Here is a 26,047-nt window from a genome sequence, read left to right on the forward strand (position 1 = left end):
CGCCTCTCAAGAGACGGCGAACGCCGGGGCACGGTTGCCCGCGCCCCGGCGTTGTTGATGACTACATCGACTTTCCGGCGTCGAAGGCTTCGCGCTGGGCGGCGCGTTCGGCATCCGGAGCGGCGACGAGACCGTATTCGGCCAGCGGGCTGTCGGGGCCGACCATCTGGTCGTCAAGGAAGAAGTCGACATACTCCTTGAGGCCCGGAACGACGCCGAGATGCGCCTTCTTCACGTAGAAGTACAGCGGACGCGACACCGGATACTCGCCCTTGGCGATGGTCTCGACCGAAGGCGATATGCCGCCGACGGTGGCGACCTTCAGCTTGTCGGCGTTGTTTTCATAGAAGGCGAGGCCGAATACGCCGACGCCGGTCTTGTTGGACGCGATGCGGGCCAACGTCTCGGTGTAGTCGCCGTCGATATCGACCGCCTTGCCATCCTTGCGCACCGCCTTGCAGGCAGCTTCCGCAGCCTTGTCGTCAAGTCCGGAAGCGGTGCCTGCCTCGACGCCGCCAAGCGCCTTGCAGCCGGCGATGAGGAGCTTTTCCTCGAACACTTCGCGGGTGCCGTGCTTTTCGCCCGGAATGTAGGCGGCGATGTCCCAATCGGGCAGGTTCGGGTTGACCTGGTTCCACTTGGTATTCGGATTGTCGACCAGCTTGCCGTCGACGGCGATCTTGGCGGCCAGCGCCTTGTAGACGTCTTCCGGCGTCAGCGCCCAATCCGGGCCGTTGATGTCGGTGGCGAAGACGATGCCGTCATAGCCGATCCGGACTTCCTGGATCTCCTTCACGCCGGCGTCGATGCAGGACTGCACTTCGTCCTTCTTGATGGCGCGCGAGGAATTGGCGATGTCGATGGTGTTTTCGCCGACGCCCTTGCAGAATTCCTTGATGCCGGCGCCGCTGCCGCCGGATTCCACAACCGGGGTCTTGAAGTTGGTGAAGGTCTCGCCGAACTGCTCGGCAACGATCTTGGCATAAGGCAGCACGGTGGACGAACCGGCGATCTGGATCTGGTCGCGCGCCGAGGCAAAGCCAGCCGTTCCGGCCAGCACGAGCGCCGCAGCGGACGCCGTCAAAAGGTATCTTTTCATATGGCCTGCTCCTGTTCGGATTTGGTCTCTTGGCGCTTTCTTCTGCGCCCGGTGAGGCCATAACGTCCGTTTATAACAGTCGCATGACAGTTTCATGTCGGTCCGGTAAAGCTTGCAGGGCATGGCAACTCGGCATCCCTGTGCCGGCAGTTGCGCCGCGTATGTCAGCCGGTCCTGTTCATATCTGCGGCAATCCCGATCCAGCGATCGAGCTTGGCCGTCAGCGCCTTCGGGCTAATCGGCTTGGGCAGATAATCGTCCATGCCGGCTTCGAGGCACCGCTCGCGGTCGCCTTTCAGCGCATGTGCAGTCACTCCCACGATCGGCACATGCGTTCCCCGCTGCGCCTCCAGTTCGCGGATCTTTCCGGTCGCTTCGTGGCCGTTCATTTCCGGCATCGACACGTCCATCAGAATCATGCGCGGATTGAGCCGTTCGTAGGCTTCGAGCGCCTTGCGGCCGTTGGCGACGATCTCGAAACTGTAGCCGCTTTCGCACAGGATCTGGGTGAACACCAACTGGTTCACCTCATTGTCTTCCGCCACCAATATATCCAGCCGGCCGTGGATGCCTTCGACCATGCGCACACGCGTCGTCGGCGCAAGCAGCGATGCGCGCTCGACCGCAGCCTGCGGTACGTTCTCGACGATCACCGTGCCCGCAGCGTCGGACACGGCCACATGCTCGCCGCTCTTGGCCGCCCTGTGCCGCTGGATTGTCGCGACCAGCGTTTCCAAGAGCGAGGAGGCGCGTGTCGGCTTGGTGAGATGGGCGTCGATAGATAGATCGCGGTGGCTGGCATCGGCAAGCGACTGATCGACCGAAGTGAGCAGCACGATCGGCGTATCCGACAGTTCTGGCATCGTGCGGATGATCCGCGCCACCTCGGCGCCGTTCATGCCGGGCATCTGGTAATCGAGAACGACGCAATCAACGGCAAGGCCGTAGGCGGCGGCGGCGGAGAGCACCTTGAGGCCTTCCTTTCCGCTGGCGGCGGCGCAGGAATCGAAGGCCCACGAGGCCATCTGCTCGGTCAGGATCGACCTGTTCACCGCATTGTCGTCAACAATGAGGATGCGCGCGCCCGTCACGTCGATGGGCAGGCCGCGGCGGACAACCGTGCGCTGCACCCTTGGCAGCGTCACCTCGAACCAGAAGGTGGACCCCTTGTTCTCTTCGCTTTCGACCCCGACCTCGCCTTCCATCAGGCCGACAAGCCGCGACGAGATGGCGAGGCCGAGGCCCGTACCTTCGTGGCGACGCGTCGATGAGGCATCGACCTGGCTGAATTTCTCGAAAATCAGCGCCAGCTTGTCCTGCGGAATGCCGATGCCGGTATCGGTGACCGAGACATGCAGCTTGGTTCCATTGGCGGCGTCCTCGCCGGAAACGTCGACCAGCACATGGCCCTTGTCGGTGAACTTCACCGCATTTCCGAGCAGGTTGAGGACGATCTGGCGGATGCGTCCGACATCGCCGACGAACAGGCCCTCGAGGCCCGGTTCGACGCGCACGATGAGTTCGATGTCCTTTTCCTTGGCGCGGGTTGCGATAAGGGCGGCGGCATCTTCGATCGCTTCAGACAAATTGAACGGCGCGGGGTCAAGCACCAGCTGGCCGGCGTCGATCTTGGAGAAGTCGAGAATGTCGTTGATGATGGTCAAAAGCGCGTTGCCCGACTTGACGATGATATCGGTGAAGGTGCGCTGCTTGGCATCGAGATCCGACTTCGCCAGCAACTCGGCCATGCCCAGGACGCCATTCATCGGCGTGCGGATTTCGTGGCTCATATTGGCCAAGAATTCAGATTTCGCCCGGTCGGCTAGCACGGCGCGATGCCGGGCATCCTGCAACTCGGCCTCGCGTTCCTTCAGGTCGGTGATGTCGGTGCTGGTTCCAAGCAGGTGCACCGTGCCGTCGAGGGCCGTCAGCCGGTTCTTGCGGGTCATCAACTGGCGAACGGTGCCGTCGCGGTGGCGGATCGGTTCCTCGGCCTCCTTGACCTGGCCGGTGCTCACGACCTCGGCATCGTCGATGGCATAGCTGCGTGCAAACTCGACGCCGAAAAGGTCGCTGTCGGTGCGGCCGGTCGCTTCCTCCTTGGAGATGCCGGTCATCGCGCACCAGGCCTTGTTGACGAATTCCAGCGTCAGGTCCTGGCTCTTGGTGAAAGCTGCGATGGGCAGTTCGTCCATCATGTGCCGGAACAGGTCGATCTGGCGCATGCTGGCGCCGAGCGCCTTTTCGCGCTCCTTGAGTTCGGTGACGTCATAATAGGAGACCAGCCGCTTGCCGCCGGACAAGGCGGTGACGGAATAGATCATCGTGCAGCCGTCGGCGCGCTTGAACTCGCGCGGCGCAACGTCGCCGGCGCTGATCTCGCCCAGCCGCGAGGCGACGTAATTCTCCCAATCCGCGTCGGCGACGTCGTAGATGCCATTGTGGCGGTTGATGTCGATCAGTGCTCTGAACGGATTGCCCAGGGCAACCTGCTGCGGCGTCACCTTCCAGATATCGTAGAAGGCCTTGTTGATCAGTTCTACGTTCAGGCTGGCGTCGACAATGACGATCGCCAGTTCGAGCGAATCGATGGTCCGCTCCAGGTCGTACAGCAACTCGCGGCTGCGCTCTCCGGCGTTCGTGACCTCGACCTTGTGGCTTTCAAGTTCGGTCACATCGGTGCAGATCGAGATGATGCCGCCGGCATCGGTGCGCATTTCGCGATGCATGACCACGCGCCCATCGGCGAAGCGGATCGTTACGGGCGACCCGCACCCGACAAGGTGCCGTTCGAGGATCGCCGCCCGCCACTGATCCGCATCCTGACCTTGCGTGTCCCAAAGACCGCGGGCAAGACCGGCCTCGATCATCTGCGGCATCGTAACGCCAGGCCGGATCACGTCGGCGATGCCGGCATAGATCGAGTGCATCGCTGCGTTGTGCAGCATCAGCGCGCCGTTCTCGTCATAGAGGCACAGCGCATCGCTCATCACGTTGAGCGCCGCCAGGATCTGCCTTATGTTCCTGCGCCCGACCTGCGGGGCGACAGCCAGATCGGCAACCGCCTCCACGGTGGCGGTGACGTTGCGGGCAGCGCCCCGGTAGCCGATGAACTGGCCGGATGCATCGAAGCAGGGGAACCCGCTGGTGGAAATCCAGCGGCACTCCGGCGAACCGCCTTTCAGTTCATAGACGAATTCGCGAAACGGCCGATGCGCCTGCAGGTCCTGCAAATGGGTTACGGCCTTGTGGCTGCCCTGTTGCACCTGCTCCATGAAATCGAAGCGAAAATGGCCGAGCACATCGCCGGGATCGATCCCGGAAACGGCGCGGTAATTTTCCGACAGCCAGCAAAAGCGCAGATCGGCGTCGGTTTCCCAAAACCAGTCGCCGGCGAGATCGGCCATTTCATGCATGGCCTGGGGGGAATGCGCCGCATGGCCGAGCGCCGCCTTGTCGCGTCGGACATCGCCTGCGAGATGCTCTCCGTCAGCGCCCTTGGCACCCGACTCCCCCGAAGTCTCCATCGCAATCCAGTCCAACAGTCAAGCTCGGACAAACCCCGCGTCCGCAACCGGAATGTGGCCGATAAGACTTAATGATCTGCTAACCTTAACGCAAACGAACGGAACACCTGCGATCGGCTGGCAATGTCATCGTTGACTTACCCAAAACGATCGATTGCCACGCCGACCCTCAGCGCGCTATCAGTGCCGCAAATGACCGTGATGGCGCGAATTCTGATCTGTCTCCTGTCCGGCCTCCTGCTTGCGGGCGGCGGTTGTGCGCGCACCGACGACGGCACCGTGGTGATCCCCAGGCAGATCGATGCCCGCCGCATATGGGACAAGGGGCCTTCGTCCACGCAAACGCCGCCGGTCCAAAGCGGGGCGAATGTCTTTCCCGTCGTTGCGCCGCCTCCCCATGTGACGCGCCGCCGTTCCGCACCAGGCACATCCCCGGCGCCGGCAAACGAAAAGACGGTATCTTGCGGAACCGTCCAACAGGCCGGGCAACGCGTGCGCGTCGTCTGCCAATAGGGCCGCGCTGACCCCCGGCTACAATGTTGCAGCGCCTTTCTTCGGCTCTTCGGCGCCCAGTTTGTCCAAGGCGAACCGCACCAGCCGCAAATCCGCCTGCCAGCCGTCATCGTCGTCCATGGCGCTCTCGGATGCAGCCCGCTGCAGCGCCTGCGCCTCGGATTCGATACTGCACAGCTTTTCGATCTTCTGCTTCGTGGTCAGGGATGAATCGTCGACGATCTCCTGAACCTTCATTTCCCGGAACGTAGCCATCGTCTGCTCCCTTTCTCGAGGTCAGGCAAAACGCGCATCCAGAACCGAAGTTCCGTGGGCTCACGCCTGCCTGCGGGTAAGCGGTGCAACGGCTGCCCCAAACTCAAGGCGTCCTGAGCCGGCATCGCCGTCGCCGGCCAAAGGGTGGTTTCAGCCAACTTCCACGCGGTTGCGTCCCGCAGTCTTCGCCACGTGCAAGGCTTTATCTGCATTGGACAGGAGTGTTTCGAAACTCACCGAGGCGTGGTCGGTCGAGGTTGAAACGCCAATGCTGACGGTGATCAGCAGTGACGGCAGGCTGCCCGCAATGTGGAAAATCCGGACCGCTTGGCATATGCGCTCGGCAAGCCGATCAGATGATCCGGCAGACCCACAACAGCTTCAGCAAACGCGGCAGGCTGGGCATTGTGTTGACGGCGAAGTAGGTCTGCTGCTTCGTTCCGCCATAGCTGTCCTTATGCTTGGCGAGGCTCTGGAACGGATAGATGAACCGGTTGGTCAAGGCGTTGGTATAAACAAACCGAAAGCTGCGACGCACCAGCCAGTTCTTGTTGAAGTCCTTGTCATGGATTTCATGGAAGGGCGAGACCCCGAGGTGCAGGGTTCGAACGCCTTCGGCCCTGAATTTTTCGATCGCCGAGTGCAGCAGGTAGTAGCCCGCCAGCGGCTCGATCTCTGGCAACCGCCGCCTGGTCGACGACAGGTAGCCGGTGAGCATGCCGTTCTCGTAGACCGGGTCGAAAAAGGCGAAGGCGACCGGTTTCCCCGACGGGTCGAAGATGAAGAATTTTCGCACGTCCGGCTCGTCTGCGAGCACGACGGGCCTGACCAGAAAAGAAAGCTCGTGGCGCTTCGTCGTCCGCGTGCGACGCCATTGCTCGGAGATTGCGCGGGCGCCGTCCGGATGGAGCGCCGCGACAAGGCTTTCTCGCGCTGTATAGCCGCCCGCCTCGAAGCGCTTGACCGCCGTCCGAAAATTTCGCCTTGACGGTCCGCGGAAATCGAATGTCTTGAGATCGAGCGATGTCTCGGTCCCCATCTCGTTGATGTAAAAGCCGAGCCCTGACAGCATTTCGGCAGTGGGCCTCGAAATCTGGGCGAAGCAGACATCCTTCTTGGCCGCGATGAACTGTTCCAGAAGCGTCTGGCACCGGGTTGCATCAGCCAGAGGGTTGGACAGGACAAAGGCGGTGCGACCCACCATTCTGTAGGCCAGGAACCCGTCGCGGTCGCCGAAATAGGACAGTCCGGGCTGGAAGGCCGCCGAGTAGGCAAGGGCAAAGCTGCCATGCTGGTGGAGAAGGGCGCGCCGTGTTGCCTCGGGCAGATCAATCATCCCGTGATCCACCAAACTGTTCGACCGGGTTAAAATGCAAAATTTTATTGTGCCGTCTGGGCCGGACGGATGCAACAGGTATCGGGCTGCCGGCAGGCCTCGGAGAACTGGTACGCCCAAGGGGAATCGAACCCCTGTTTGCGCCGTGAGAGGGCGTAGTCCTTAGAGGCGGTCTATTCGCAATTGTTCACGCTTGTTTTTTATCTGTTCCCTGTCGGTTCTTGAAATTAGGTGGATATATTCGCCATTGTTCGCTATCGTGCGCGGGTGCATATTTGACGGATATTTGACGCATTTGGATTTGGGGCATGTCTAAGACCCTCCGCGAAGCATCATTGACGACGCCGAACGCTCGCAAGGGGTTGGCAGAGGGCGTCCATTGGCGCGGCATGAGCGCTGAAGTCCATTTGGGTTACCGCAAGGGCAAGCGCGCGGGGCGCTGGCTGGTCCGCTGGCGGCTCCCTGATGGCAAATACAAGCAGGAAGGCATAGGCGCGGCAGACGATGGCATTGCAGCCGATGGCGTCGAGACGCTGAATTTCGAGCAGGCCAGGGCCAAAGCAGCGCGGCATGTCGAGCAGGAGCGCCAGAAGGCGCGAGACGCCGGCAAGACGCCTATTCCGTCCGTTCGCGAAGTCGTTGAAGCCTATGCCGACGCCCGCAAGGCCAGGGCACAGAAACAGGACGGCGCAAGGCTTGATGACGCACGCGGAAGGCTGACATTGCATGTGCTTTCCCATGTCATCGCAGACAAATGTCTTGATACCCTCTCGGATGAGGATTTGTCCGACTGGCGTTCCGGCCTCTCGGACTCTCTCACCAGTTCGACGGTTCGCCGGATCGTCAACGACCTTCGGGCCGCGCTCAATGGTGTGCCGGTCAAGGTCCTGAAGCGTCTACCAGCCTCTTACCTCAACACGGTCAAGCTTGGCCTTAGAGCCGGCGAGGCAGAGCCAGCCGCGGCTCGCGATGGTGCAGCGCTCCCCGACGCCGACATTCGGCGGATCATTGACGCGGCGAAGGCCGTTGATGACGCTGAGGATTGGGCGGGCGACCTGTTCAGAATGGTCGTGGTGCTGGCAGCAACCGGCGCCCGCTTCTCTCAGGTGCGCCGGCTACTGGTGGGCGACGTGCAGACAGAGCAAGGTCGCCTGATGGTTCCTACCTCGCGCAAGGGGCGCGGGCAGAAGCGCGCAACGCACACCGCCGTCAGGGTGGGCGATGACGTGATGGAAGCATTGCGACCCGTTGTAACCGGTCGCCGGCCCGCCGAACCGTTGCTTGAGCGCTGGCGTCATCGACAGGAAAGACCCGATCCCACCAAGAGGCCAGTATGGGTGCGCGACAAGCGCGGCGCATGGAAATCCCCAGCTGAACTGACCCGGCCTTGGGCTACCATCACCGAAAGCGCCGGCTTGCCCGCCGATACCGTGCCCTATGCCTTGAGACATTCTAGCATCGTGCGCGGCCTACGCGCCGCCCTCCCGGTCCGCCTCGTCGCGCAACTGCATGACACGTCAGACAGGATGATCGAACGGCACTACGCCTCGGCAATCGTCAACGCTCTTGACGATTTGGCCGCCGCCGCTGTGGTGCCGCTGGTGGATGCCGAACGCGGCAAGGTGGTGAAGCTGCGCGGATGAAAATTGACGATATGGCAAGAGCTGGCACCGACAAAACTGACAAAAACCCCTTCCCTCGCTTTTGAGGAAAAGGTCTTAACCCGAACTCGCAGGGATAGGCCGGCCAGCCGACAAGCCGGGGTGCACCTCCCGGTTTCCCTACGGTCCACAAGGGTGCTCGCGAGGTGCGCGATGAGTGATCCGATCCCAGAAGGTTATATCTCTCTCACGGAAGCATGGGAGTCTTACGTTCGGGAATGTCTGGGAAAAACGGACCCAGAGCATTTGGTGGAACCATTTGCCAATGCTGAATTGCACGCCTTTATCCGGTTTCCTCAGTCCGACCAGAACTACAGGTTACCTCCCTCATCATGGCGCGAGCAGTTTTTTTCTGACCGTGCCTTTCTGGCCGACACTATCGCTCGTACCGAAGATGACCCTTGGTCAAAGTTTTCCGGTCGCACACCGTTCGTGAGTGAAACAGAGTTTCAACGATGGCTAGTGGAACACTGCCGCAGAGAGCGAAAAGCACTGGAGAGGCAGTTTGATCCCTTTGCGGAAGCTTGGTGGACCTTGCCAATGGCTGTCAAATGGATCGCAAAACGTACGCCAGATGCTGTACGTGAAACATGGGACGCATTCCGCCAAAGAATAGGCGGTGATCTGAAAGCGTCGATTGTGCTGATGGACCCTGACGAAGGGCCACTCGGCGCGGCGCAGGAGCTATTGAGCAGGGCCGCCTCTGGCGCGATCCAGATAATCGCACGGCGCGCAATCGACGACGATATTGTCACAATCCCCGCGAATGAGATTCCATATTTGTCGCTCACTTTCGACGGCCCGCCTGCGTTTGCGGCGCGCTTTGAGAAAGGGGCAAATGGCGGGAGTGGTACGGTTGTCTATCGCGACATGCGTGTTCCGTCTTCCGATCTGAAACGGGTTTGGCCCCGCCTGGCTAACCCAAGTCTTACGAAGGAAAGCCCCAATGCACCGGCCCAGGAGGGTACCCCGCACTCTCACCAACAAAGCCCGGAGGTATCTTCAGGGGCCTACATGTTTCTAGGCCAGGCTGTAGAGTGGATCATTTGTCGGGGGCAACCCGCTGATTCCAGTCATGTCGCCGCGAGGCTGGAGGCCGCCGAACGCGAATTGTTCGGCTTCCTTGATACGGAGAACGTCACGGTCGAGGGGTATCCCATCAATGGTAGGGCAAGGGTCTATGAGAGCCTACCAGCAGGGATTTGGGCCAATATGAACCGAAGATACGATTCCGGCCTTATGTTTTCGTCCATCGACGACACCGAAGAGCGGGAGGACGGTGGCACGGTGCACGTTGGCGACCTTCAATGGAACGGCGTAAGGCTAGCCACCAGCGTGGTGCTGAAACGCTGGCCGCCCGCAGACGCTCCAACCGAACAGCCAAAATCCATAGGCAGGCGCCCTCGCTATGATTGGGAGGCCTTCGACAAGGTGGCGCTTGCAAAGCTAGATGAAGAAGGCGCCTTCGATCCGAGTGTCGACACCCAATGGAATAAGGCGACGTTCGAGCGGTATATGGCGACCTGGTGCCAAAACAATTGGGGGAATGAGCCCGGTGAATCGACCATCCGTTCCAGGCTTTCCGAAATAGAAGCAGCCTATTTGGAAGGCCGAAAAGGCCAATAATTCTAAACTGGCCTTTCTGGCCTTTCCGTCCGATTTTTCGAACAGACGGAAACAGTTTCTCCGCATGCACCGCGTTGCGTTCTGGTGCGTCCACCGGAGAAATAAACATGACCAAACTTTCCGTAACAGTCCCCGAAGCGGTCCAGTTGACGGGCATCGGGCGTAGTAGCCTCTACAAGCTCTTTTCTGAGGGGAAGATTATCCCTCGCAAGAGCGGCAAGCGCACTTTGGTCCTCGTTGAGGATCTGAAGCGCTACGTCGAAAATCTTCCGGCGGCATCGTGAGGTGCCGTCATGTCTCCATATAGTGAAACGCCGCTCCTGATAGGCTCAATTGTCAGGAACGGCGGATCGGTAGTCGAAAAGATTTGGACCCCTTCCGAATACCGCAATCCGCCTCTCTCCGCAACGGAATTTGCCGCCTCAGTCGTGTCGCGGCGATTCCATCTCCCCATTTCAACCGCCCGGCTGGTCTGTGAACTCGCCGGCATCGGAGGGTTGCGCGCATGAGCGACAAACTTCGTCTTATCGCCAAGATTGAGCCTGACGGCGGCGTCCATGAAGTCATCGGACGCGATGCATGGGCTTTGAAGAACCTGATTGCAGCCGGCAAGCGGGGCTGTACCCCGATTGACCACCCCGGCCCGCGCTGGAGCCACTATGTCTACAAGCTTCGTGGCATGGGCTTCATCATCGAAACCGTGCACGAAGAACATGGTGGCCCGTTCGCCGGAACACATGCCCGGTATGTCCTGCATTCGGTCGTCACCATCCGCCAGGAAATGGGGAGGGCTGCCTGATGGGCATTGTTCCCTTCCCAAACTTCGTCGGTGTCGAAATCAACAGCGGCAAGGTGCAGTCAGCAACGGTGACCGACGAAAACGGCACACGGCCTGTCCTGAGCGATATCGGGCGCTTCTTCTACTATGTCGATGTGATCGAACCTGACGGCGGTCGCATCAGCATGTGGGATGGCACCAACAAAGCCGAAGCTGTCCGGCAAGCCAATCTTCTCGCCTTGGATTTCGGCGGGAAGATCTGCGACCGGACAGGACGCGAGCAATGAGCAGCCGCAAATTCTCAATGGTATCCCCGGCCATTTGGCGGCCGGGGAGGTTCCTGTCTCTCGGCGATCCGAAAGCGCAGATGCTCTACCTGTATTTCCTCACCTGTGAGCATCAGAACAGTGCTGGATGCTTCCGCCTGCCAGATGGCTATGCCTGCGCGGATTTGGGGTGGCTGCTTCCGCAGTACGTCGATGTTCGCCAAAAGCTGATTGCGGGAGAGATGATCGCCTTCGATTCCGAAACCTCCACGATCTATATCGAGCGATGGTTTCAGCACTGCGCGGCAATGTCGGACAAGCACGCTATTGGCATCCGCAAGACCATCTCGGCCATTGAAAGTGACGTGATCCGGGAAAAGGTCGAGGCCGATTTCGAGGCGTCGGAAACTCTGAGAAAAGGAGTTCAGAACCCGATCGACACGCCGTTCTCGAATGGATCGTCGCGCCTCATCAACTCCAACTTTCTGAGCGGGAGGGGCCGATGACGGGCATACCCTATCGATGCGGTATCAATACCCTACCGATAAACAGAAACGGAAACGTAAAACATAAACGGAAACGGAGACGGAAAGGACACCGAGAAAAAAACAAAAAAAAAATTTGAAACTTCCGCTTTCGCTTCGCTTCAGCGGGCGCTGGCGCGCCTCTGTTTTTCTCACTCTTTCGACAGAGTGAAATCTTCAACGGCCTACAGGTTGAAATGTCGCAAGGGGCTTATGAGAAAGAGGGGTCGCAACGGCAGTGCCCATCATGCCAGGGCGTTCGCGTCGGAGGGGTTGGCACGATAGACAATTCTAAGCCTCTCACACTCCGATGGCTGCCAACGAAGGCCCTAACGACCTAGCAAACTCGCAAGACGGCACCAGATGCGATATTCTGCAGCCTGCAAGAACGGGGCGCGCGACCATGCTCGATCTAGGTGAAGTTCTCGACCCATTTCGCAAGCAGGTAATCGATATCAAGGACGCGCTTGCCCGCGCCCGCTATCTCTATGACGGCCTCGACCTGATCTTGGAGAACGTCGAAGATCCAAAGATCCGCGGAGCCTCGCAAGAGGTTTTCGCGTGCGCCAGCGAAAGGATAGACGCAATCGACGCGATGTTGGACGAGTTTTATCGGCAGTTGTCTTCCGCGGATCGGACGCTGGAGAGTCACAAGGCCAATCCGAGAACATAGTGCTATTGTGTGTTTTATCGGCTCGGAGACATAGGTAGGGCGATAGGCTGCACTTGCGCTGGTAAAATTGGCTGGCGAGCGCCGCCCTCATTTTCCCATCGATCGAGTGATTTCCGCATTTGTGCCTTCTTAAGGGCGTGCGCCGATATATCGGGCATTCCCATGAACACCGCGACAAGGTCGTCCTCGCGAACAGTACCTCGTTGGAATTCGCCAACCATTATCGAGGCAACCTGCTCTTCTTCCGGTGAGTGCCGCTCCAAATCGTAGAGCAGGCGAACTTCACCTAGCGCTCGTTCAATCATCGCCATGTTGGCGGGTGTTAGATATTGTTGGAATTGTGTGGAAGACATGAATATCCTCCTTTCGTTGGGGCTAAGGATTGCAAGGCCCTCATCTGGCAGCGCCCTTGTCAGAAGCCGCCAGTGATTAAGGATAGACCTTAAGTCAGTGGTAAGCAAACGGCACGGCCGTTCCCACTGGTCAGGCCGATCTGCATCCAACCTTTGGCTTGCCGGTATCTGCAGGTTCTCTGAGAAGACCAGCGTCAGTGGCCGCATGCGCCCTGCCTTCCACCCCACTTATCAATCGCTAGACGCGGGCCGCTTAGCCATCAACCCGACCGGCTTCACCTGTTCCGCCGCTTCCATGAACCGAGCGATTGTCTCGATCCATGCACCTGTCTTCGTCGGGATTTCTTCCAGATCGTCCAGCCACGCATTGACGAGCAACACATCGCAGCCCAGCGCTTGGGCCAGCGTGTCCGGCGTCCAGCGGATTATGGCGAGGCAATCTTCAAGACGATTGGGCGTCATCCCTCGATCTAACCGCTTTTCCCCACTGATCACAAGCGGCTGTCACTCCATATCCGGCACATCACCGCTGACAAACAACGTTGTCGGCGGGCCATACTCCCCAACGTCGGGATTAGCCTCTCCGCCTCGATCTTTCCACCGATTGCGTTGGTGCACAACCACTGAGTTGTACAATGCTGGACGCTACGGGACAATCGTGGACGCCAGCGGGCAATACACTAAGATGCTGATTTAATTATCTTTTTGTGGTTACAAGGTGGGCCCGCCCGTGCTAGACTGTTTCGCAATAAATGGAGGCAGTCATGCGCTTTTCAGAACCGATGAATGAGGTAATCCGGGTGCGTGTCGCGACAGACGAAAAGCGCCACCTAGAAGAACTGGCCCGTCTCCGCGGCGTGACCCTGTCTGACCTCTTGCGGGGAAACGCAACGCAGGTTGCGAGGGTTGCCGCGTGAATGTCGTTTACGCCCCTCCCATGACGCTTATGCAGCTTTGGCGGCTCCATAGGGCCGAATGTCGGGCCGTTGGCTCCATCGTTGCGGATGCACGCGCCGGCCGGCTTCCGGGCGTCGAGCCTATGCCTAGCGGCTTCGGTTTCGCCATCACCAATCAACGCGCGGCCCTTGCCGCCATGCGGAAGGGCTTTGACCATGCCTCTTAACCTCCTGCAGCAGCTTTTCGAGCCGCCGGCCCAGCAGATGACGCAGCCGCGCCAGGTGCAGACGACGACAGGGCAGCAGCCATCATTCTTCCAGCAATTGCTATCGCCCGATGTAGCGCTGCCCGTTGCAGGCGCATTGCTGGGCAATCGGGGAAACGCCGGGAACTTCGGCGCAGCCTTCGGTGAAATGGGGCCGGCGCTGAAAAACAACAAGACGTTTCGCTATCTACAGGAACACGACCCGAACTTGCGGGCGCGATGCAAAACGGCCTGCTGGACGCAAAGGACGCTTATGGCCTCATGCTTCAGAAGCGAAAGGCGCAGGAGCCAAAATATCGCTACGACACCATTGATGGCAATCTGGTTCGCACCGATGAAAACGGCGGCGGAAGCGGCGTTGTTTATCGCGGTGAGGGCGCACGCCCAATGACGGCGCAGGAACGCCAGCAATGGGGCATCAGCGCCGACGATAGCCGGCCCTACATCATGGACGGCGGCAAGCCTCGCGCCCTTGGTGGTCAGAACATCAACCTCACCATGGGTGCGGAGAAAGCCTATGACTCCACCGTGGGCGGCGGTTACGGCAAGAGGTTTCTTGGCATCCAGGAAGAAGCCCAAGGTGCACAGAGGGCGCTAAACGCCCTTCAGGTGATGGAAGGAGCCATGAGCGACCCGGGCTTTTATTCTGGTGTCGGCTCTGGCTCGGTCATGCAGTTGAAGCGGGCGGCGACGGCTCTCGGGATGGATGCTGGCGGCGTGGACAGCATCGAGACGTTCAATGCGATGACGAAGCAAAGCGCGCTCGATGCGATGGGCGGTTCGCTCGGCACCGGCTTTTCGAACGCCGACCGCGATTTCGTGATTGACCAGGTTCCAAACCTCGCCAACACGCCGCAGGGCAACCAGGCGCTGGTCACCATTCAGCGCAAGATAGCGCAACGCAAGATCGATATGGCCAATCTGGCCCGCCAGTATGCCGAGGGCAATGGTGGCCGGATTGATGTGGGCTTCGATGACTATCTGGCGAAGTGGGCCGAGCAGAACCCGCTCTTTCCCGAAAATACGGGAGGCAACGGGAGGGGTGCCGGCCTCCCCAATGGGCGCCAGCGTCAACGGGCGACAAACCCCAATACAGGCGAAACCGTCGAATGGGACGGCAATCAGTGGGTGCCGGTGCGATGACCAAGCAGCAATCGAATTTCCCGACGCCTCCTCCAGGCTTTGTCATGGACGCCGATGCGCCCGCCGATACAGGCGCGCCACCACCGCCGCCAGGCTTCGAACTGGTCCAGAATGCTTCAGATCCGCATAACACCCCCAGCAGCTTGCAGACATGGGCGCAGGGTTTGGCCGACATGGTGACATTCGGCCATTCCGACGAGGCAGCAGCAGCAGTCGGCACTCTCGGCGGCATGCTCCCCGGTGGTCACGGCAAGGGCTATGGCCAGCTTCTCGATGAAATCCGGGCCGAGAACGAACGCGGGGCCGAGCAGCATCCCTATGCCCATCTTTCCGGGCAGCTTATGGGCGGGGTTGGCGGCGGCGCTGCAATGGTGCGGGGTGGCCTGTCGCTTGGCGCACGTGCCGCACAGTCGGGTGGCGGCTGGCTGGCTCGCCTTCTCGGTGTGGGGGCTGATGGTGGCGCTGCGGCAGCGGCCTATGGCTTCGGGAGCGGCGAAGGGGTCAGGGACAGGGTGGTTTCTGCTGCCAGCAACATTCCGCTCGGCATAGCGTTCGGTGTAGGTGGAGAAGCAGCGGCAACCGGAGCCGGCACGCTATATCGTTCCCTGTTCCGTGGAGCCACGGACGTGGCTCCAGGCGTCAATGCGGCTCAGGCGGTCAAGGAGGCCGGGGAGTTCGGCATTCCGCTCTCTCGCGGGCAGGCAACCCGCTCTGTGGCGCAAGCAGGCGTCGAGGATCAGCTTCGCAGCCGTGGCGCCATGTCAACATTCGACAATGCACAGCGTGAGGCCGTAGGCCAGTCGATTGAGGGTATGCAGACGCGCATCGCCAATGGTGGCCCAACCATTCCGAGCCAGTCAGCGGCCTATGAGAACATTCCTGGCGCCCTGCGCCGCCAACGTGATGCCCTGAAAGAAGCTGGGCAGGTCCGCTACGAGCGTACCGTGGACGATCCAAACATACTGGTTTCCGGTGAGGCCGTGCGCGAGATACCGGACTTTATCCGTAATCGCCTATCGTCGGAAAACATTGTTGTTGACCCGATGTATCATCAGGGTGCAGCGCGGGCCATATCGCTGATTGATGACTATATCAGCCGCATGCCAAAGCCGGGCGGCGATATCCGCGACGTGAAGGCGCAGCTTCGCTGGATCGAAAACCTACGCTCCACCTTCCGCAAGAATTTTCCGCCGATCGGTCAGGATGCGCCGGCCTTGAAGGCCATCGGTGGCGCGCTCGATGAATGGACCAATCAGGTATTCGACCGGGGACTGGTCAATGCCAGCGATGACGTTCTGAGGGATCTGAAGGACGCCCGCGCCAACTGGTCGAAATACAAGCAGATGACCGACCCGCGCTCGAAAATCGGCGGGCATCTCAATGCGCGATTCGAGGCTCAATCCAAGGTCCGCGCCCTCATGGACAAGGAACTGAGCGCCGAGGAAGTCGGGCGGTATCTGTGGGGCTCGTCCGTCGCCACGCCGGCCAAAAACTCCTACATGACCGCAATCGAGATGCGTCGCCTTCTTGGAGCCGACAGCCCGGAATGGAGCGCCATCCGGCAATCGTTCTGGCTCAGGGCCACAAGGGCGAACGATGAAGCCCTGTCACCCAGTCAGATTGCCAGGAATCTTGATGGCTTCCTGAATGGCCAGGGCAAGTCGGTAGCGGCCATCCTCTACAATCCGACCGAACGCGATGCCATGCGCTCTTACCTTGGCGTCATGCGCATGTTGTCACTGCCCAAGGCAGGGCTGAACAACTCCAACACGGCCAATCGCCTTATGCCCGCCTTGCAGCGCTACGCAACGAACATCATGGGCCTGCTCGGCAGCGGCGCAGGTTATCTCGCCGGCATGGGGCCGATGGAGTCCCTTGGGGCGGGAACAGCAGCGGTGATTGCAGGCCGTGGCCTTGGCGCGGCGGCGCGGGCGGGGCGCGTTCATGCGGCAACGCGCGTTCCGGTTCCGTCTTCTCCTGGCGGCTATGGAAGCGCCACCTTGCGGTCAGCACCTATGCCGATGCTTTCCGATCAGCGCCAGCGCACCCCGCTCGAAATCACTGTGGGGGTGGGCCGAAAATGAGATTGCCAACCCATTCGCCGAACGGTCTGCCGACATATTCGTTGATGAGTGGTGCTACGAAGTATGCGGCAGCGCTCATGACGATAGCGACCGTCACCAGGCACAGCACCCGGAAGCCAATCTTGCCCGCTGGTGAAAAGTGTTCCGGTGGGCGGAAATGGTCATATGACATGGGTGCAGACGATAGCCGTTCGCCTGAATCTTCACAAGCCACATGGAGAAACCCTCATGGACAACCTTCCCTTTCCTGACATGCACGACTGGATGGAAAAGCATTCGGCAGAGGTTGCAGCCGGAATGTCCGCCATGCCGCCCGTCGAGGCGGTTTCCAATCGTATCGGTGACCTGATGGGGCAGGCTTGCAACGGCGATGTCCACACACAGGCTTCAATGCTTGAATACGTCGCCACGGCACACGGTCTGCATCAGGCGTCAGCTCTTGTTCGTGCAGAAGGGCGGGAAAGCTGGGCCAATGACCTGTTCGGGGTTGCCCAACTGTTCCTGCACTACGCCGTGGACGATATCGCGGCCATGGCGGTCATGACGAGGGCTTGCGCGCCCAATCCATCGGGATTGAACGCGGTCCATTGAGCCTGCCTGAACAGGGATTTCGCAGAAAATGACGGATGACGGCGAACAGCCGAAAGATACGCGCTTCAAACCGGGCCAGTCGGGCAATCCGAAAGGCCGGCGCGCCGGTACGCGCTCCAAGGCACTGCTTGCCCTCGACGCGCTTGCCGAGGGCGAAGCCAATAAAATCGCACAGGCCATGATCGACAAGGCCAAGGAGGGCGACACCACGGCGGGCCGCATGCTGCTTGAGCGCATATGGCCTGTCCGCAAGGGGCGTGGCATCAGCTTCGAACTGCCGGAAGTCGCGAAAGCCGACGAGTTGCCTGACGCCATTGCCAAGGTCACGCGCCAAGTTGCGGATGGCGATATCTCCCCAGACGAGGGAGCAGCCATTGTGTCCCTTCTGGAGGCGCACAGGAGGGCTATCGAGACGAGCGACCTTGCAGCCCGCGTCGAAGCCCTTGAGGAAAGGATGGCCAAGAAATGAGCCTTTCACGCCGACTTGAACGCATTGAGGCCGCTATGGCGCCGATGACGCCAGTCGAGATTCAAGCTGCTGACGAAGCCGACGCGCAGGACCGCTTTCTCGATGCCTTGCTGCAATGCTCTCCCGGCCCAGTCTGCATCGCCACGACAATTGCAGGCGCCCGCACCGAATGGCGCGGCAATCTGCATACGCATGAAGAAACCCTAGCGCTTATGGAAGGAATAGGCCGATGAAAGGACCGCTGAGCACCCGCTTGGAGAAGCTAGAGGCAGCCTTTCCAGATCCGAAGAATGCCAGGCAAAAGCGTGTCATCCGCATCGTTGCCAGCGACAAGGAAGAGGCCGAGGCAATGGAATTAGCCAAGGCAGAAGGATGGGAGCCTGACAGCGATGATATCTGTATCATCCGGCTGATTGCCCCAGGCACCAAAACCACCGGCGTTACGAGCCAACCGCCCCGCGTCATGTCCAAGAACTGGTGAGCCAGCCACCTATCAGATCGATGTCAGACTAAATGCAAGTTGCATTTCCCAGCTCTTTATCGATAGCCTGAGTTCGAAATTTCGAGCTGGGGGGCTCAATGTATTTGAATCGGGGGATCAGGGCCGTTGCGACGGCCTTTTTGGCGCTGTCTTTGGCATCTTGCACAACGTCACGAGAGGCGCTGAACAAAGACCCAAAAGCAATCACTACTTCAGCGTTGTGCCGCTCATTTTTCTCCACCAATGATCAGCAGTTCAAAGTCGATATTCTTGTTGAGCTATCGCGCAGGTCCGTATCTGCAGAGCAGTGCGCAACGATGGTTAAACAGCAGAACCAAGCTATAGCGGCGGGAGTTGCAATTGCAGCGGTCGGGGCCGCTGTCGCCATCTGTGCAAACAATAATTGTGGTGGCGGTGGCTATACCCCGAACTATTATCAAGGGGCCGACTGGGACGCATTTTACAATCAGTACGGGCAGATTGTTTGGGCCTGCAGAGCAATCGCAACTGGGCAGTTCACCTACGCCAGCAATTGCTATGGAAAGGCGCAGACGGATTGGCGGTGGCCTGGGAAATACCGCTTCTGACTGAGTGAACTATCCGAGCAGATGGACCGCCGCCCATATCGCCAACGGGATCACTACACCCAACACCATGCCGAACAGCACCCAGCCGCGAGGCCAAGGGGCTGGATCAGGCTTTTGGGGATTCGGAGCCAACATGGTCTATTACCGCCGAGCCTTGCGCCAGCCGGCTTGCCTGGCATCGGATTCAGAACAGAACCAGCGTTCCCCCTTGTTCTCCGAAATCCGGGTGTCGTCGTAGTTCTCCTGGCCGGGAACATGATAGATGCGCTCACCCTTTGAGCTGATGTTGCCCTTGATATTGCAGCCGGACGATCCGGTCTGCATCAGAGGGACAGGCGCGGCGGCCGGCTCGATGTTTCGTTGTGCGGCTCGCCAGTCCCACGGCTTTTGAAAGTCACCCTGCCACATACCTCGTCTGGACGCTCTTGCCGTCGCTTCCTGCGCGGCGAACGCTCCATTCGAGTATCGAGGCCAATCGAGCGCATGGCCATTCACTACAAGCCACTCCTGTACCGATTTTCCGTCAGCGCGGGCACAGTTGCCCACGAAGCGCCCGTACTGATCCCATTCGACAAACTGGCATGAAACAGGGCGAGAGGCGGCAAGGAACTTGTCTAGCGCATTGGCAGCCGCTCGCCCGCAGGCATATGGCTGGCCCTTGCCGTTCCTGCATGATTGTTTGCCTTCAGGAGCATCAATCCCGTTGAAGCGTACCCTTTGGCCGGAAATCTCAATGGTATCGCCGTCTATGACTGAGGCGCGGGCTGTGATCGACTTTCCTGGAGGCGAACCATCGGAAGAATGTTGGGCGACCGTCGATTCATTGGGTCGAACAGGATCAAGGCCGTCGCCCGCAAAATATCCGATAGCGGCTGCCACGGGTATCAGGATCATGCCTATCTTGGGGAAAGCCATCACTTCAGGCCCAGATCGATGCCGTTCTTTGCGCTGACGTAGCCGATCCGGTCTTTCAGCCAGCATTCGCTTTTCTTGCGAACGTACGCGAAGGCCCGGCATTGATAGTCAGTTTCGCAGGCCGCATAGCAGGCGATAAAATTGGTGTTTCGAATCCGGCTATAGTCGCCGCCGGCCATGTCACGGCCTGATCTGATAACGAATGTCGAAAAGATGAGACTACCCGCCAGGTTGCTCTGAACGCTCGCCACGGCATCGACATTACGGACAAGGATCTTCGCATCGCTCTTCAGGAAGCAGAAGTGGGCCTTCCTGTTATAGGTCGTGGCCTTGCACGATAGATCGTCCTGGCAAGCGCTTGTGCACTCGGCTTCGGAAACATTCTTCAGGGTCGCGTAATCGAAGCCCATAACATCGTAGCTGTCGGCAGGGCTGAACGAGCGGAAAGCGGTGCGAGGCATCGTGCTCGGCACTGTCGGCTTATCGGGCGTCTCGGCTTCGGCCACGGTTGCGGCCCCACCGTGACAGAGAACCTTCACGACAGCCGGAACCGCCTTGTCGGACAGATCGGCCGTGGACAGCGGTTTGTCATCTTGTCCCGGATCGGCACTGTCGTACTTGATATCCCGGCTTTGCAGGAACATTTCGACCACATTCGACCGAGCCGCGAAATTGACGTTCTGCGGCGCTATTCCTGTTGCGTCGGTGAATTTCGTTCCGAGCACGGCAGTCGAGACGCCGACGATTGATCCCCACTGATCGAGGATCGGGCCACCGGAATTGCCGGGCTGGAGGGGCGTCGACACCTGCAGATAGCGAGTGTCGTTTTCCATCCCCACCAGGGAATTGATATTCCCCGTAGTGACCTTGATGGAGTCGGACAGGATGCCATCGAGCGGAAATCCATACGCGGCGATATCCTCGCCAAGCCTCGGCTGAGAGCGCCGCAGCGGCAGGTGTGGCTTCCCGACCCCGGATGTGAGCTTGAAGGCGGCGAGGTCATTCTGCTTGTCGACCGCCAGAGCATCACCAGTTCCCATCTGCGGGACGCTGACGCTCGTGCAGCCTTCCACGACATGGGCATTGGTGAGCACCCAGCCTTGATCGTTGACGAAAAATCCCGTTCCGGAACTGGTGACATCACCCGCGAAAGCGATGCCTGCTCCGGCCCCGATAGCTACCGCCATGAAGACAGCAGAGAACGCCGTCCGCTTCATCGACACCATAACCCAAGCCACTTGCCAAACACCCGAGCGCAGTAAGGCGCGAATATCGTCCGGCGGCAACCCAAGATTTCCGTCGAGGTGAACGGCATCTTGATAGCGCTGCCTTGCTCCCTCTGCACACTTGGCCACTTCGTTCTCGCACGGAAGTCTAGGGGTGGACGATATCGTCCGAGGCGATTTATGGTCACCCCCCTGCTTGGGAGGCAAAGGAATGGCGGACGAAGAGGATCGAAAGTCTCATCTCCGATTGGCGGTTGAGAATAGCCAAACCGACATTGACAAGGAGTGGGCCAAACGGGAGATCGAATGGCCGCTTTGGGAACTGGCCGCCAATATTATCCGCGTCGTTCGAGGGGCCGGAAAATCTTATGAACTTGGCAAGCAGTGCGTTGCCGTCATTGAGGCTTTCGAGCGATATCATGACAAGGTTGGACACTGGCCCGCCAGCTGGGAAGTCGACCAGATTCTGTCGTTTAGGCGAGACGATTCGAACCCGACCTATGACGAAGCATGGGAACGTGAAGATGCCCGCGAGACTATTGTTAGCGGTGCTCTTCAGGTGGTTGCCTCTCGTTTGGTGGGCCAAAACATGCAAGAGCGGCGCGGCCGATCCGAGATGATGGACGGCGTCAATGCTCTCGAGAGAATTCGAGAGGAAGCACGGAAGCGCTTCGCCGAAGCCGAGCGCGCACGTCGTCAGGCGAATAAATCAAAGCCTCCTGCTCGAAAGAAGGCCCGGAAGGTGTCCGCTCGAGCTAAGACCGATCCAAAGCTATAGGGCCGCCTTCTTACGGAGACGGACTCCAGGGCCTTCGCCATTCTCCGCAACGAAAACAATACCGCCCGCCTCCAGTGCTGCCACGAGCGCATCGACCGTGCGGGCCTGAGCAGCCAACGCGCCGGGTTGGGATTCCAGTCGTTTTATCGAAGGTAACGAAACCTTCGAAGCCGCAGCCAGGTCCTTCTGCTCCCACCGGAGCAAGGCTCTCGCCGCTCGTATCTGTTCGCTCGAAATCGACATGAAAATTTAGACCCTCAGGAACTATATAATACCTCAGGTATTGACAGCAGTGCAATAGCCATGCTTAATACCTCAGGTATCGTAATTGAACTTCTGGGGAAAGACCATGCCGAACATCATCGTTCCGGCGAGCGGCGAAGCTTTGCCGAAAATCGCCTTCGACCGGGCCGCAATAATGAACGAGGCCCACCGCTACGCCCGTATGTATGCCGGCCGTGAGTGGTCCTATTCCAAGCTCATATCGTGGGGCCTCAAGGCCGCATGGAAGCAGGCGAAGGATGGCACGACGCCTGCCCAGCGTAGGGCTGAAGGCATCAGGGCCGAAATTGACGCCCTCCAATACAAGAGCCTCCGCTACGACACGGTTGCGATGCGCCGCCGCCTCGAAACCCAACTGGCCGCGCTGGCGGCCTGATCCCCCTCACCAATAATAGGAGAACGCCGCCATGACGAACGACGCCACGCGGGCGACTGCCACCCCTTTGCCTGAAATCAACCGCAGGCGCTTTCTCATCAACACGGCTACGGCTGGCGCTGCGGTCGCAGTTGCCGTCCCCGCGGCTGAGCCAGCCATGGCAATGCCAGGAGCGGTGAATATAGTTCCTAAGGCTTCACCAGATATCGAAACAGCCTTCAAAGCTGTCACGGATGCCAGGCGCGAACTCGTCGCAGCGAAAGACGCCCGCGACTGGCTAGCGGACGAATGGCGACACCTCTGGCCGCGTGCGCCCGAGAGCATGCGCTGGTACGGTTTCATGTCCGGCACCTTTGAAACGGATATCGTCGATCGCTCCATGCTCGACGACAGCGGCAAAGCCATAAAAATCAAGTCAAGCAAGGAAGTGAGCGACCACCGGGCTCTGATGGAGCATCCCCGTCCACTTCGCGCCAACGCTTCGGCGCGAGTGAAAGAGCGCGCCGAACAATGGAGACAGACAGGCCTCGCCGATGTCGAGGAAATGGAGGCATATCTCGCCGAAACTGAAAAGCTTCGAGAGGCTGCAGGCTCCGGCGCAGTTATCGCCCGGGTCAGGGAAGCTGAGAAGGACCTGGACCGTGCAATCTCCGCTCTCATGGAGGTTCCCGTCGCCAATGTCGCCGATTTGCATATCAAGGCGCGGGCGGCGCTGATCTCCAGCGACAGCAAGGACTTCACACCAGAAATGGCGCGATGTTTTCCCATTTTGGGAGCCTTCGTGAATGTCGTCTTCGACGTGATCGCTTTGGCGGAAGGCGGTGCAGCATGAGCGCTGCTAGCCGCAAGCCTAAGGTTTCCGACTTCATGAAAGCCGCCGATGAAATCCAGGAAAGTCTGGAATTGTTTCGCAAGGCACCGCCAGAAATCCGGGCCGAGATAATGGCTATGTTGCGCGAAAATTCGAACCATACGGAAAAGGGTGAAGCATGACCGCCGCTCTTCCCCTCATCATGGCATTGTTCCGCGACTGGGATGCGCAACACCGCCATGCGAACCGCAAAGCTGATATCAAGCGCCTCGCTGATATTAGCCTTCGGGAGACGGTGTGATGGGCAAGAAAGCACACTGCTCCGACAACCATCTCCTGCGGCTCGAAGCTAAGTTCTTCGTCCGAAGTGACGAGTGGGACGAGGCTACCGCCACGACGGCGAAAATCGAGGAGACCTTTGACCGGCTCTTGTCCCGGCTTGAGAAGCGCCGTCGATCCCGGGTTCATAAGACAGAGCGTGAGGAAGAAGGTAGGGCAGCGGCAGTGTCCCGGCTGTTCTTCAAGATCATGAAAACCCGCGCGAACGGCCTGGCCGGCATCCTCGCAAAGGTGAGAGTCTACGAACGCTGGAACGCGGACGACGAGGACAGCGAGGGAACGTTCTTCAAAAGCCTTATGAAGGATATAAAGGCGATGGAGGCGCGGCCATGACGGCATTCCACGCGTTGGGGCCTAGCCCTGCGTCGCATCGAGCGCCAGCAGGGCTTCCACTCCGGCCGGCGTCAGCCGTGCCCAGTAATCGCCCTACACGCCAAGGCCTCACATTCGAAGCCGCCGCGGTTGCGGTCGGCATGTCAAAGTCAAGCGTGTACCGGATTTGCACTGGCGGGTAATGCCTTGACAAAACCGACTGGTAAAGCTGGATTGCTTCATGTCGCTTGTCGCTGGGGAGGGATAGGGGTGGGCAAATCCACTAGGGCGGTTTGGATTGTAGTTTCCTTGTTTGTGATACTTCCTACGGCTTCCAACGCCGATGCCGTTTGCGGCCCCGGTAAGCATCTAGCCAGCAATGCCTTTGCATGCCTGCCGGGCGACAGGCCTCGATCCACGACAAATTCATCTAGCAATGCTGGTGGCCAGGTTGCGGCAGGTCTAGCAGTCGGGGCAGCTGTTCTATCCATCATCCAATCCCTCGCGAGCCAAAGCCAGATGACGGACAATCTCGGCAGCGTTCAATTGGATCAGCAGCGCCACGGAACAATGAGCCGTTCCCATAATCGGAAGGGCCTGGCTTTGCAGCAGGCCGGTAAATTCAACGAAGCGCGTATCGCCTTTCTGAAGGCGTCGGATGAAGCCGTTAAGGCGGGCAATCTGCGCGAAGCCAAAATCAACGATAAGAACGCCGATATAGCAGATGCGCTGCACTGGCTCAGAACCGGTTTCGAAGCAGAGAAGGCAGGCAAGACCACGAAAGCGAATATTGCCTATCGCATGGGCATCGACGCGGCGGAGCGGGCGGGAGACAAGAAAACGGCCAGACAATTGAGGAAGGCCAACGACGCACTAGTAAAACAAAAGGGAGGCAGCGGTTCATATAAGTCGACCGGCGAGAGCTGCGCTCTCATTAATGGCAAATATGCTTGTAACTAGAGGTGCGCCGTGAAATTGTTCATACCCAGTCTTGCAGTCGTTATTGGCTTGGTCACCCCAGTTCAAGCTGCTGAAAAATTTCCCTTCAAATATATACAAATCGAGTACTCGCTTCAGATAGACGACCATTCCTGGGACCCTCTGAAAAACGACTTCCAACTCTTTCGACACAAGTATGCCAGTAACGGCCTCGCCATTACCCAGATGCGGGTCGAGGGCAAAGAAATGCTGGTCGCTCAATACGGCGGCAACTTCATTTCCGGCTGTGATGTCGACGGAAGGTTCTCAGGGTTCGCACCGATGTTCCGGCTGGGCGGCAAACATTCGGATGTCATACGTTGTTCTAACCCTGCAAAACCCGGTGAGACGGGAACAATCAAATACTCGACCACCAGCAGCTTCAGCGGGGGTATTCTGACGTTAAAAAGCCAAGCCACGGAGATCAAACGTTTCCCGGCATCTGGTGACATTATCGGGTGGGATGCCGTTGATAAAATCGAGTTTCAGGTCAGGCTAGGCGGTGGGACTTGCAAGGTCGTCAAGGGAACTTATCGGGGCGAGCGGAAAAAATTTGGCCAGAAGGGGTACGCCAAGGCGTTCAGCAATGTGACAAAGCCAAACTGTAAAGTTTATTAGCGCCTCATTTATTTTTGGGCGACAGACTTGGGAGGGGACGTCTGGCCGATGCTGTCTCCTTCAGTGACGCGAGTCGCATCAGCCAACTGCCATCCAAGGCTTGGTTGGCCCTCGAATGAATGGCGTAAGTCAAAGAGATAACTCCGCACTTGTCGAAAGGCGCTTAACTTTTGAGGTCGCAGCATCTTCAGTGTGGTGCGCCAGACTTATGGAACTGGCGATTCTGCCGCTCAATCTCCTTGCGCTGCTCGGCTTCCTGCCGCTCACAAACGCGCTTATTCGAC

General features: G+C 59.2%; 32 protein-coding genes, 1 tRNA gene and 1 pseudogene. 24 read left to right on the top strand and 10 right to left on the bottom strand.

Translation table 11 applies throughout. The features are described from left to right. Nucleotides 1-61 precede the first annotated feature (61 nt). Both ASD64_RS18230 and ASD64_RS18235 read right to left on the bottom strand, forming a co-directional pair. Nucleotides 62-1,099 (bottom strand): PstS family phosphate ABC transporter substrate-binding protein, encoded by a 1,038-nt coding sequence (locus tag ASD64_RS18230; RefSeq protein ID WP_056107963.1) that lies wholly within the window; start codon nucleotides 1,097-1,099, stop codon nucleotides 62-64. A gap of 164 nt (nucleotides 1,100-1,263) precedes the next feature. After that, complete coding sequence (locus ASD64_RS18235) at nucleotides 1,264-4,641, bottom strand: response regulator (RefSeq protein ID WP_244480845.1); 3,378 nt, start codon at nucleotides 4,639-4,641, stop codon at nucleotides 1,264-1,266. A 186-nt stretch (nucleotides 4,642-4,827) separates the two neighbouring features. Between ASD64_RS18235 and ASD64_RS18240 the strand changes: the two genes are divergently transcribed. Continuing rightward, nucleotides 4,828-5,139: a hypothetical protein gene (locus tag ASD64_RS18240; RefSeq protein WP_156460212.1), complete on the top strand. Its 312-nt coding sequence runs from the start codon at nucleotides 4,828-4,830 to the stop codon at nucleotides 5,137-5,139. Nucleotides 5,140-5,157: 18 nt separating this feature from the next. On the opposite strand, the gene ASD64_RS18245 is transcribed toward ASD64_RS18240, so the two are convergent. The 4 genes and pseudogenes from ASD64_RS18245 to ASD64_RS21140 all read right to left on the bottom strand — a co-directional run bounded on the left by ASD64_RS18245 (nucleotide 5,158) and on the right by ASD64_RS21140 (nucleotide 6,911). After that, a complete protein-coding gene (locus ASD64_RS18245; protein WP_056107974.1) occupies nucleotides 5,158-5,394 on the bottom strand; it encodes a hypothetical protein in 237 nt (78 codons plus the stop codon). A 150-nt stretch (nucleotides 5,395-5,544) separates the two neighbouring features. Continuing rightward, nucleotides 5,545-5,736 (bottom strand): annotated as a pseudogene (locus ASD64_RS20775) (diguanylate cyclase domain-containing protein); the annotation flags it as partial. 10 nt (nucleotides 5,737-5,746) lie between these two features. Then, a complete protein-coding gene (locus ASD64_RS18250) occupies nucleotides 5,747-6,730 on the bottom strand; it encodes a DUF2156 domain-containing protein (protein WP_056107977.1) in 984 nt (327 codons plus the stop codon). A gap of 108 nt (nucleotides 6,731-6,838) precedes the next feature. Continuing rightward, nucleotides 6,839-6,911 (bottom strand) — tRNA-Glu (locus ASD64_RS21140). 127 nt (nucleotides 6,912-7,038) lie between these two features. Between ASD64_RS21140 and ASD64_RS18255 the strand changes: the two genes are divergently transcribed. The 7 genes from ASD64_RS18255 (at nucleotide 7,039) to ASD64_RS18280 (ending at nucleotide 12,258) form a co-directional block, all read left to right on the top strand. Then, the gene (locus ASD64_RS18255; RefSeq protein WP_056107981.1) at nucleotides 7,039-8,373 is read left to right on the top strand and encodes a tyrosine-type recombinase/integrase; all 1,335 of its coding nucleotides are present in this window, start codon (nucleotides 7,039-7,041) and stop codon (nucleotides 8,371-8,373) included. Between the two features lie 171 nt (nucleotides 8,374-8,544). Next, entirely contained in the window at nucleotides 8,545-10,017 is a 1,473-nt protein-coding gene (locus ASD64_RS18260) for a hypothetical protein (RefSeq protein WP_156460213.1), read from the top strand. Between the two features lie 107 nt (nucleotides 10,018-10,124). Beyond that, on the top strand, nucleotides 10,125-10,301 hold the full coding sequence (locus tag ASD64_RS20780) for a helix-turn-helix domain-containing protein (protein WP_082550046.1): 177 nt from the start codon (nucleotides 10,125-10,127) through the stop codon (nucleotides 10,299-10,301). 221 nt (nucleotides 10,302-10,522) lie between these two features. Continuing rightward, the gene (locus ASD64_RS18265; RefSeq protein ID WP_156460214.1) at nucleotides 10,523-10,816 is read left to right on the top strand and encodes a hypothetical protein; all 294 of its coding nucleotides are present in this window, start codon (nucleotides 10,523-10,525) and stop codon (nucleotides 10,814-10,816) included. After that, nucleotides 10,816-11,082 carry a hypothetical protein gene (locus ASD64_RS18270; protein WP_056107988.1) on the top strand — a complete coding sequence of 89 codons (267 nt, stop codon included), beginning with the start codon at nucleotides 10,816-10,818 and terminating at the stop codon, nucleotides 11,080-11,082. Before ASD64_RS18265 ends, ASD64_RS18270 begins: the two co-directional genes overlap by 1 nt. Next, nucleotides 11,079-11,567 carry a hypothetical protein gene (locus ASD64_RS18275; protein WP_156460215.1) on the top strand — a complete coding sequence of 163 codons (489 nt, stop codon included), beginning with the start codon at nucleotides 11,079-11,081 and terminating at the stop codon, nucleotides 11,565-11,567. The genes ASD64_RS18270 and ASD64_RS18275 overlap by 4 nt, the downstream gene beginning before the upstream one ends. A 328-nt stretch (nucleotides 11,568-11,895) precedes the next feature. After that, entirely contained in the window at nucleotides 11,896-12,258 is a 363-nt protein-coding gene (locus ASD64_RS18280; RefSeq protein WP_056107992.1) for a hypothetical protein, read from the top strand. 14 nt (nucleotides 12,259-12,272) lie between these two features. Here the strand turns inward: ASD64_RS18280 and ASD64_RS21145 are convergent, their stop codons facing one another. Both ASD64_RS21145 and ASD64_RS18290 read right to left on the bottom strand, forming a co-directional pair. Then, nucleotides 12,273-12,611 carry a hypothetical protein gene (locus ASD64_RS21145; RefSeq protein ID WP_156460216.1) on the bottom strand — a complete coding sequence of 113 codons (339 nt, stop codon included), beginning with the start codon at nucleotides 12,609-12,611 and terminating at the stop codon, nucleotides 12,273-12,275. Nucleotides 12,612-12,842: 231 nt separating this feature from the next. Next, nucleotides 12,843-13,073 carry a hypothetical protein gene (locus ASD64_RS18290; RefSeq protein WP_056107997.1) on the bottom strand — a complete coding sequence of 77 codons (231 nt, stop codon included), beginning with the start codon at nucleotides 13,071-13,073 and terminating at the stop codon, nucleotides 12,843-12,845. Between the two features lie 650 nt (nucleotides 13,074-13,723). Between ASD64_RS18290 and ASD64_RS21150 the strand changes: the two genes are divergently transcribed. The 8 genes from ASD64_RS21150 (at nucleotide 13,724) to ASD64_RS18330 (ending at nucleotide 19,128) form a co-directional block, all read left to right on the top strand. Then, entirely contained in the window at nucleotides 13,724-14,164 is a 441-nt protein-coding gene (locus ASD64_RS21150; protein ID WP_156460217.1) for a hypothetical protein, read from the top strand. Nucleotides 14,165-14,220: 56 nt separating this feature from the next. Continuing rightward, nucleotides 14,221-14,916, top strand: a complete 696-nt coding sequence (locus ASD64_RS18300; RefSeq protein ID WP_156460218.1) for a hypothetical protein — start codon at nucleotides 14,221-14,223, stop codon at nucleotides 14,914-14,916. After that, nucleotides 14,913-17,000 carry a hypothetical protein gene (locus ASD64_RS18305; protein ID WP_056108005.1) on the top strand — a complete coding sequence of 696 codons (2,088 nt, stop codon included), beginning with the start codon at nucleotides 14,913-14,915 and terminating at the stop codon, nucleotides 16,998-17,000. Before ASD64_RS18300 ends, ASD64_RS18305 begins: the two co-directional genes overlap by 4 nt. 228 nt (nucleotides 17,001-17,228) lie before the next feature. After that, nucleotides 17,229-17,591, top strand: coding sequence for a hypothetical protein (locus tag ASD64_RS18310; RefSeq protein ID WP_156460219.1), 363 nt, complete (start codon nucleotides 17,229-17,231; stop codon nucleotides 17,589-17,591). 28 nt (nucleotides 17,592-17,619) lie between these two features. Then, on the top strand, nucleotides 17,620-18,060 hold the full coding sequence (locus tag ASD64_RS18315; RefSeq protein ID WP_056108011.1) for a DUF5681 domain-containing protein: 441 nt from the start codon (nucleotides 17,620-17,622) through the stop codon (nucleotides 18,058-18,060). Continuing rightward, a complete protein-coding gene (locus tag ASD64_RS21155) occupies nucleotides 18,057-18,293 on the top strand; it encodes a hypothetical protein (protein WP_156460220.1) in 237 nt (78 codons plus the stop codon). The genes ASD64_RS18315 and ASD64_RS21155 overlap by 4 nt, the downstream gene beginning before the upstream one ends. After that, nucleotides 18,290-18,541: a hypothetical protein gene (locus tag ASD64_RS18325; RefSeq protein WP_056108016.1), complete on the top strand. Its 252-nt coding sequence runs from the start codon at nucleotides 18,290-18,292 to the stop codon at nucleotides 18,539-18,541. Before ASD64_RS21155 ends, ASD64_RS18325 begins: the two co-directional genes overlap by 4 nt. A gap of 98 nt (nucleotides 18,542-18,639) precedes the next feature. Further along, nucleotides 18,640-19,128: a hypothetical protein gene (locus tag ASD64_RS18330; RefSeq protein WP_056108018.1), complete on the top strand. Its 489-nt coding sequence runs from the start codon at nucleotides 18,640-18,642 to the stop codon at nucleotides 19,126-19,128. A 141-nt stretch (nucleotides 19,129-19,269) separates the two neighbouring features. Here the strand turns inward: ASD64_RS18330 and ASD64_RS18335 are convergent, their stop codons facing one another. After that, a complete protein-coding gene (locus tag ASD64_RS18335) occupies nucleotides 19,270-20,043 on the bottom strand; it encodes a thermonuclease family protein (RefSeq protein WP_244480846.1) in 774 nt (257 codons plus the stop codon). After that, nucleotides 20,043-21,398, bottom strand: coding sequence for a trypsin-like peptidase domain-containing protein (locus tag ASD64_RS18340; RefSeq protein ID WP_156460221.1), 1,356 nt, complete (start codon nucleotides 21,396-21,398; stop codon nucleotides 20,043-20,045). Before ASD64_RS18340 ends, ASD64_RS18335 begins: the two co-directional genes overlap by 1 nt. 82 nt (nucleotides 21,399-21,480) lie before the next feature. Between ASD64_RS18340 and ASD64_RS18345 the strand changes: the two genes are divergently transcribed. The 8 genes from ASD64_RS18345 to ASD64_RS18375 all read left to right on the top strand — a co-directional run bounded on the left by ASD64_RS18345 (nucleotide 21,481) and on the right by ASD64_RS18375 (nucleotide 25,763). Beyond that, nucleotides 21,481-22,047, top strand: coding sequence for a hypothetical protein (locus ASD64_RS18345; protein WP_056108021.1), 567 nt, complete (start codon nucleotides 21,481-21,483; stop codon nucleotides 22,045-22,047). A 349-nt stretch (nucleotides 22,048-22,396) separates the two neighbouring features. Further along, complete coding sequence (locus tag ASD64_RS18355; RefSeq protein WP_056108028.1) at nucleotides 22,397-22,705, top strand: hypothetical protein; 309 nt, start codon at nucleotides 22,397-22,399, stop codon at nucleotides 22,703-22,705. Between the two features lie 31 nt (nucleotides 22,706-22,736). Continuing rightward, nucleotides 22,737-23,537 (top strand): twin-arginine translocation signal domain-containing protein, encoded by an 801-nt coding sequence (locus ASD64_RS18360; RefSeq protein WP_156460222.1) that lies wholly within the window; start codon nucleotides 22,737-22,739, stop codon nucleotides 23,535-23,537. Continuing rightward, nucleotides 23,534-23,698 carry a hypothetical protein gene (locus ASD64_RS21160; RefSeq protein ID WP_156460223.1) on the top strand — a complete coding sequence of 55 codons (165 nt, stop codon included), beginning with the start codon at nucleotides 23,534-23,536 and terminating at the stop codon, nucleotides 23,696-23,698. The genes ASD64_RS18360 and ASD64_RS21160 overlap by 4 nt, the downstream gene beginning before the upstream one ends. After that, complete coding sequence (locus tag ASD64_RS21870) at nucleotides 23,695-23,817, top strand: hypothetical protein (protein ID WP_274533368.1); 123 nt, start codon at nucleotides 23,695-23,697, stop codon at nucleotides 23,815-23,817. Before ASD64_RS21160 ends, ASD64_RS21870 begins: the two co-directional genes overlap by 4 nt. After that, nucleotides 23,817-24,188 (top strand): hypothetical protein, encoded by a 372-nt coding sequence (locus ASD64_RS18365; RefSeq protein WP_056108033.1) that lies wholly within the window; start codon nucleotides 23,817-23,819, stop codon nucleotides 24,186-24,188. The genes ASD64_RS21870 and ASD64_RS18365 overlap by 1 nt, the downstream gene beginning before the upstream one ends. 498 nt (nucleotides 24,189-24,686) lie before the next feature. Continuing rightward, the gene (locus ASD64_RS18370; protein ID WP_056108036.1) at nucleotides 24,687-25,127 is read left to right on the top strand and encodes a hypothetical protein; all 441 of its coding nucleotides are present in this window, start codon (nucleotides 24,687-24,689) and stop codon (nucleotides 25,125-25,127) included. Between the two features lie 9 nt (nucleotides 25,128-25,136). Next, the gene (locus tag ASD64_RS18375; protein WP_156460224.1) at nucleotides 25,137-25,763 is read left to right on the top strand and encodes a hypothetical protein; all 627 of its coding nucleotides are present in this window, start codon (nucleotides 25,137-25,139) and stop codon (nucleotides 25,761-25,763) included. Nucleotides 25,764-26,047 lie beyond the last annotated feature (284 nt).

The organism is Mesorhizobium sp. Root157, assembly GCF_001427385.1.
Classification (GTDB): Bacteria; Pseudomonadota; Alphaproteobacteria; order Rhizobiales; family Rhizobiaceae; genus Mesorhizobium.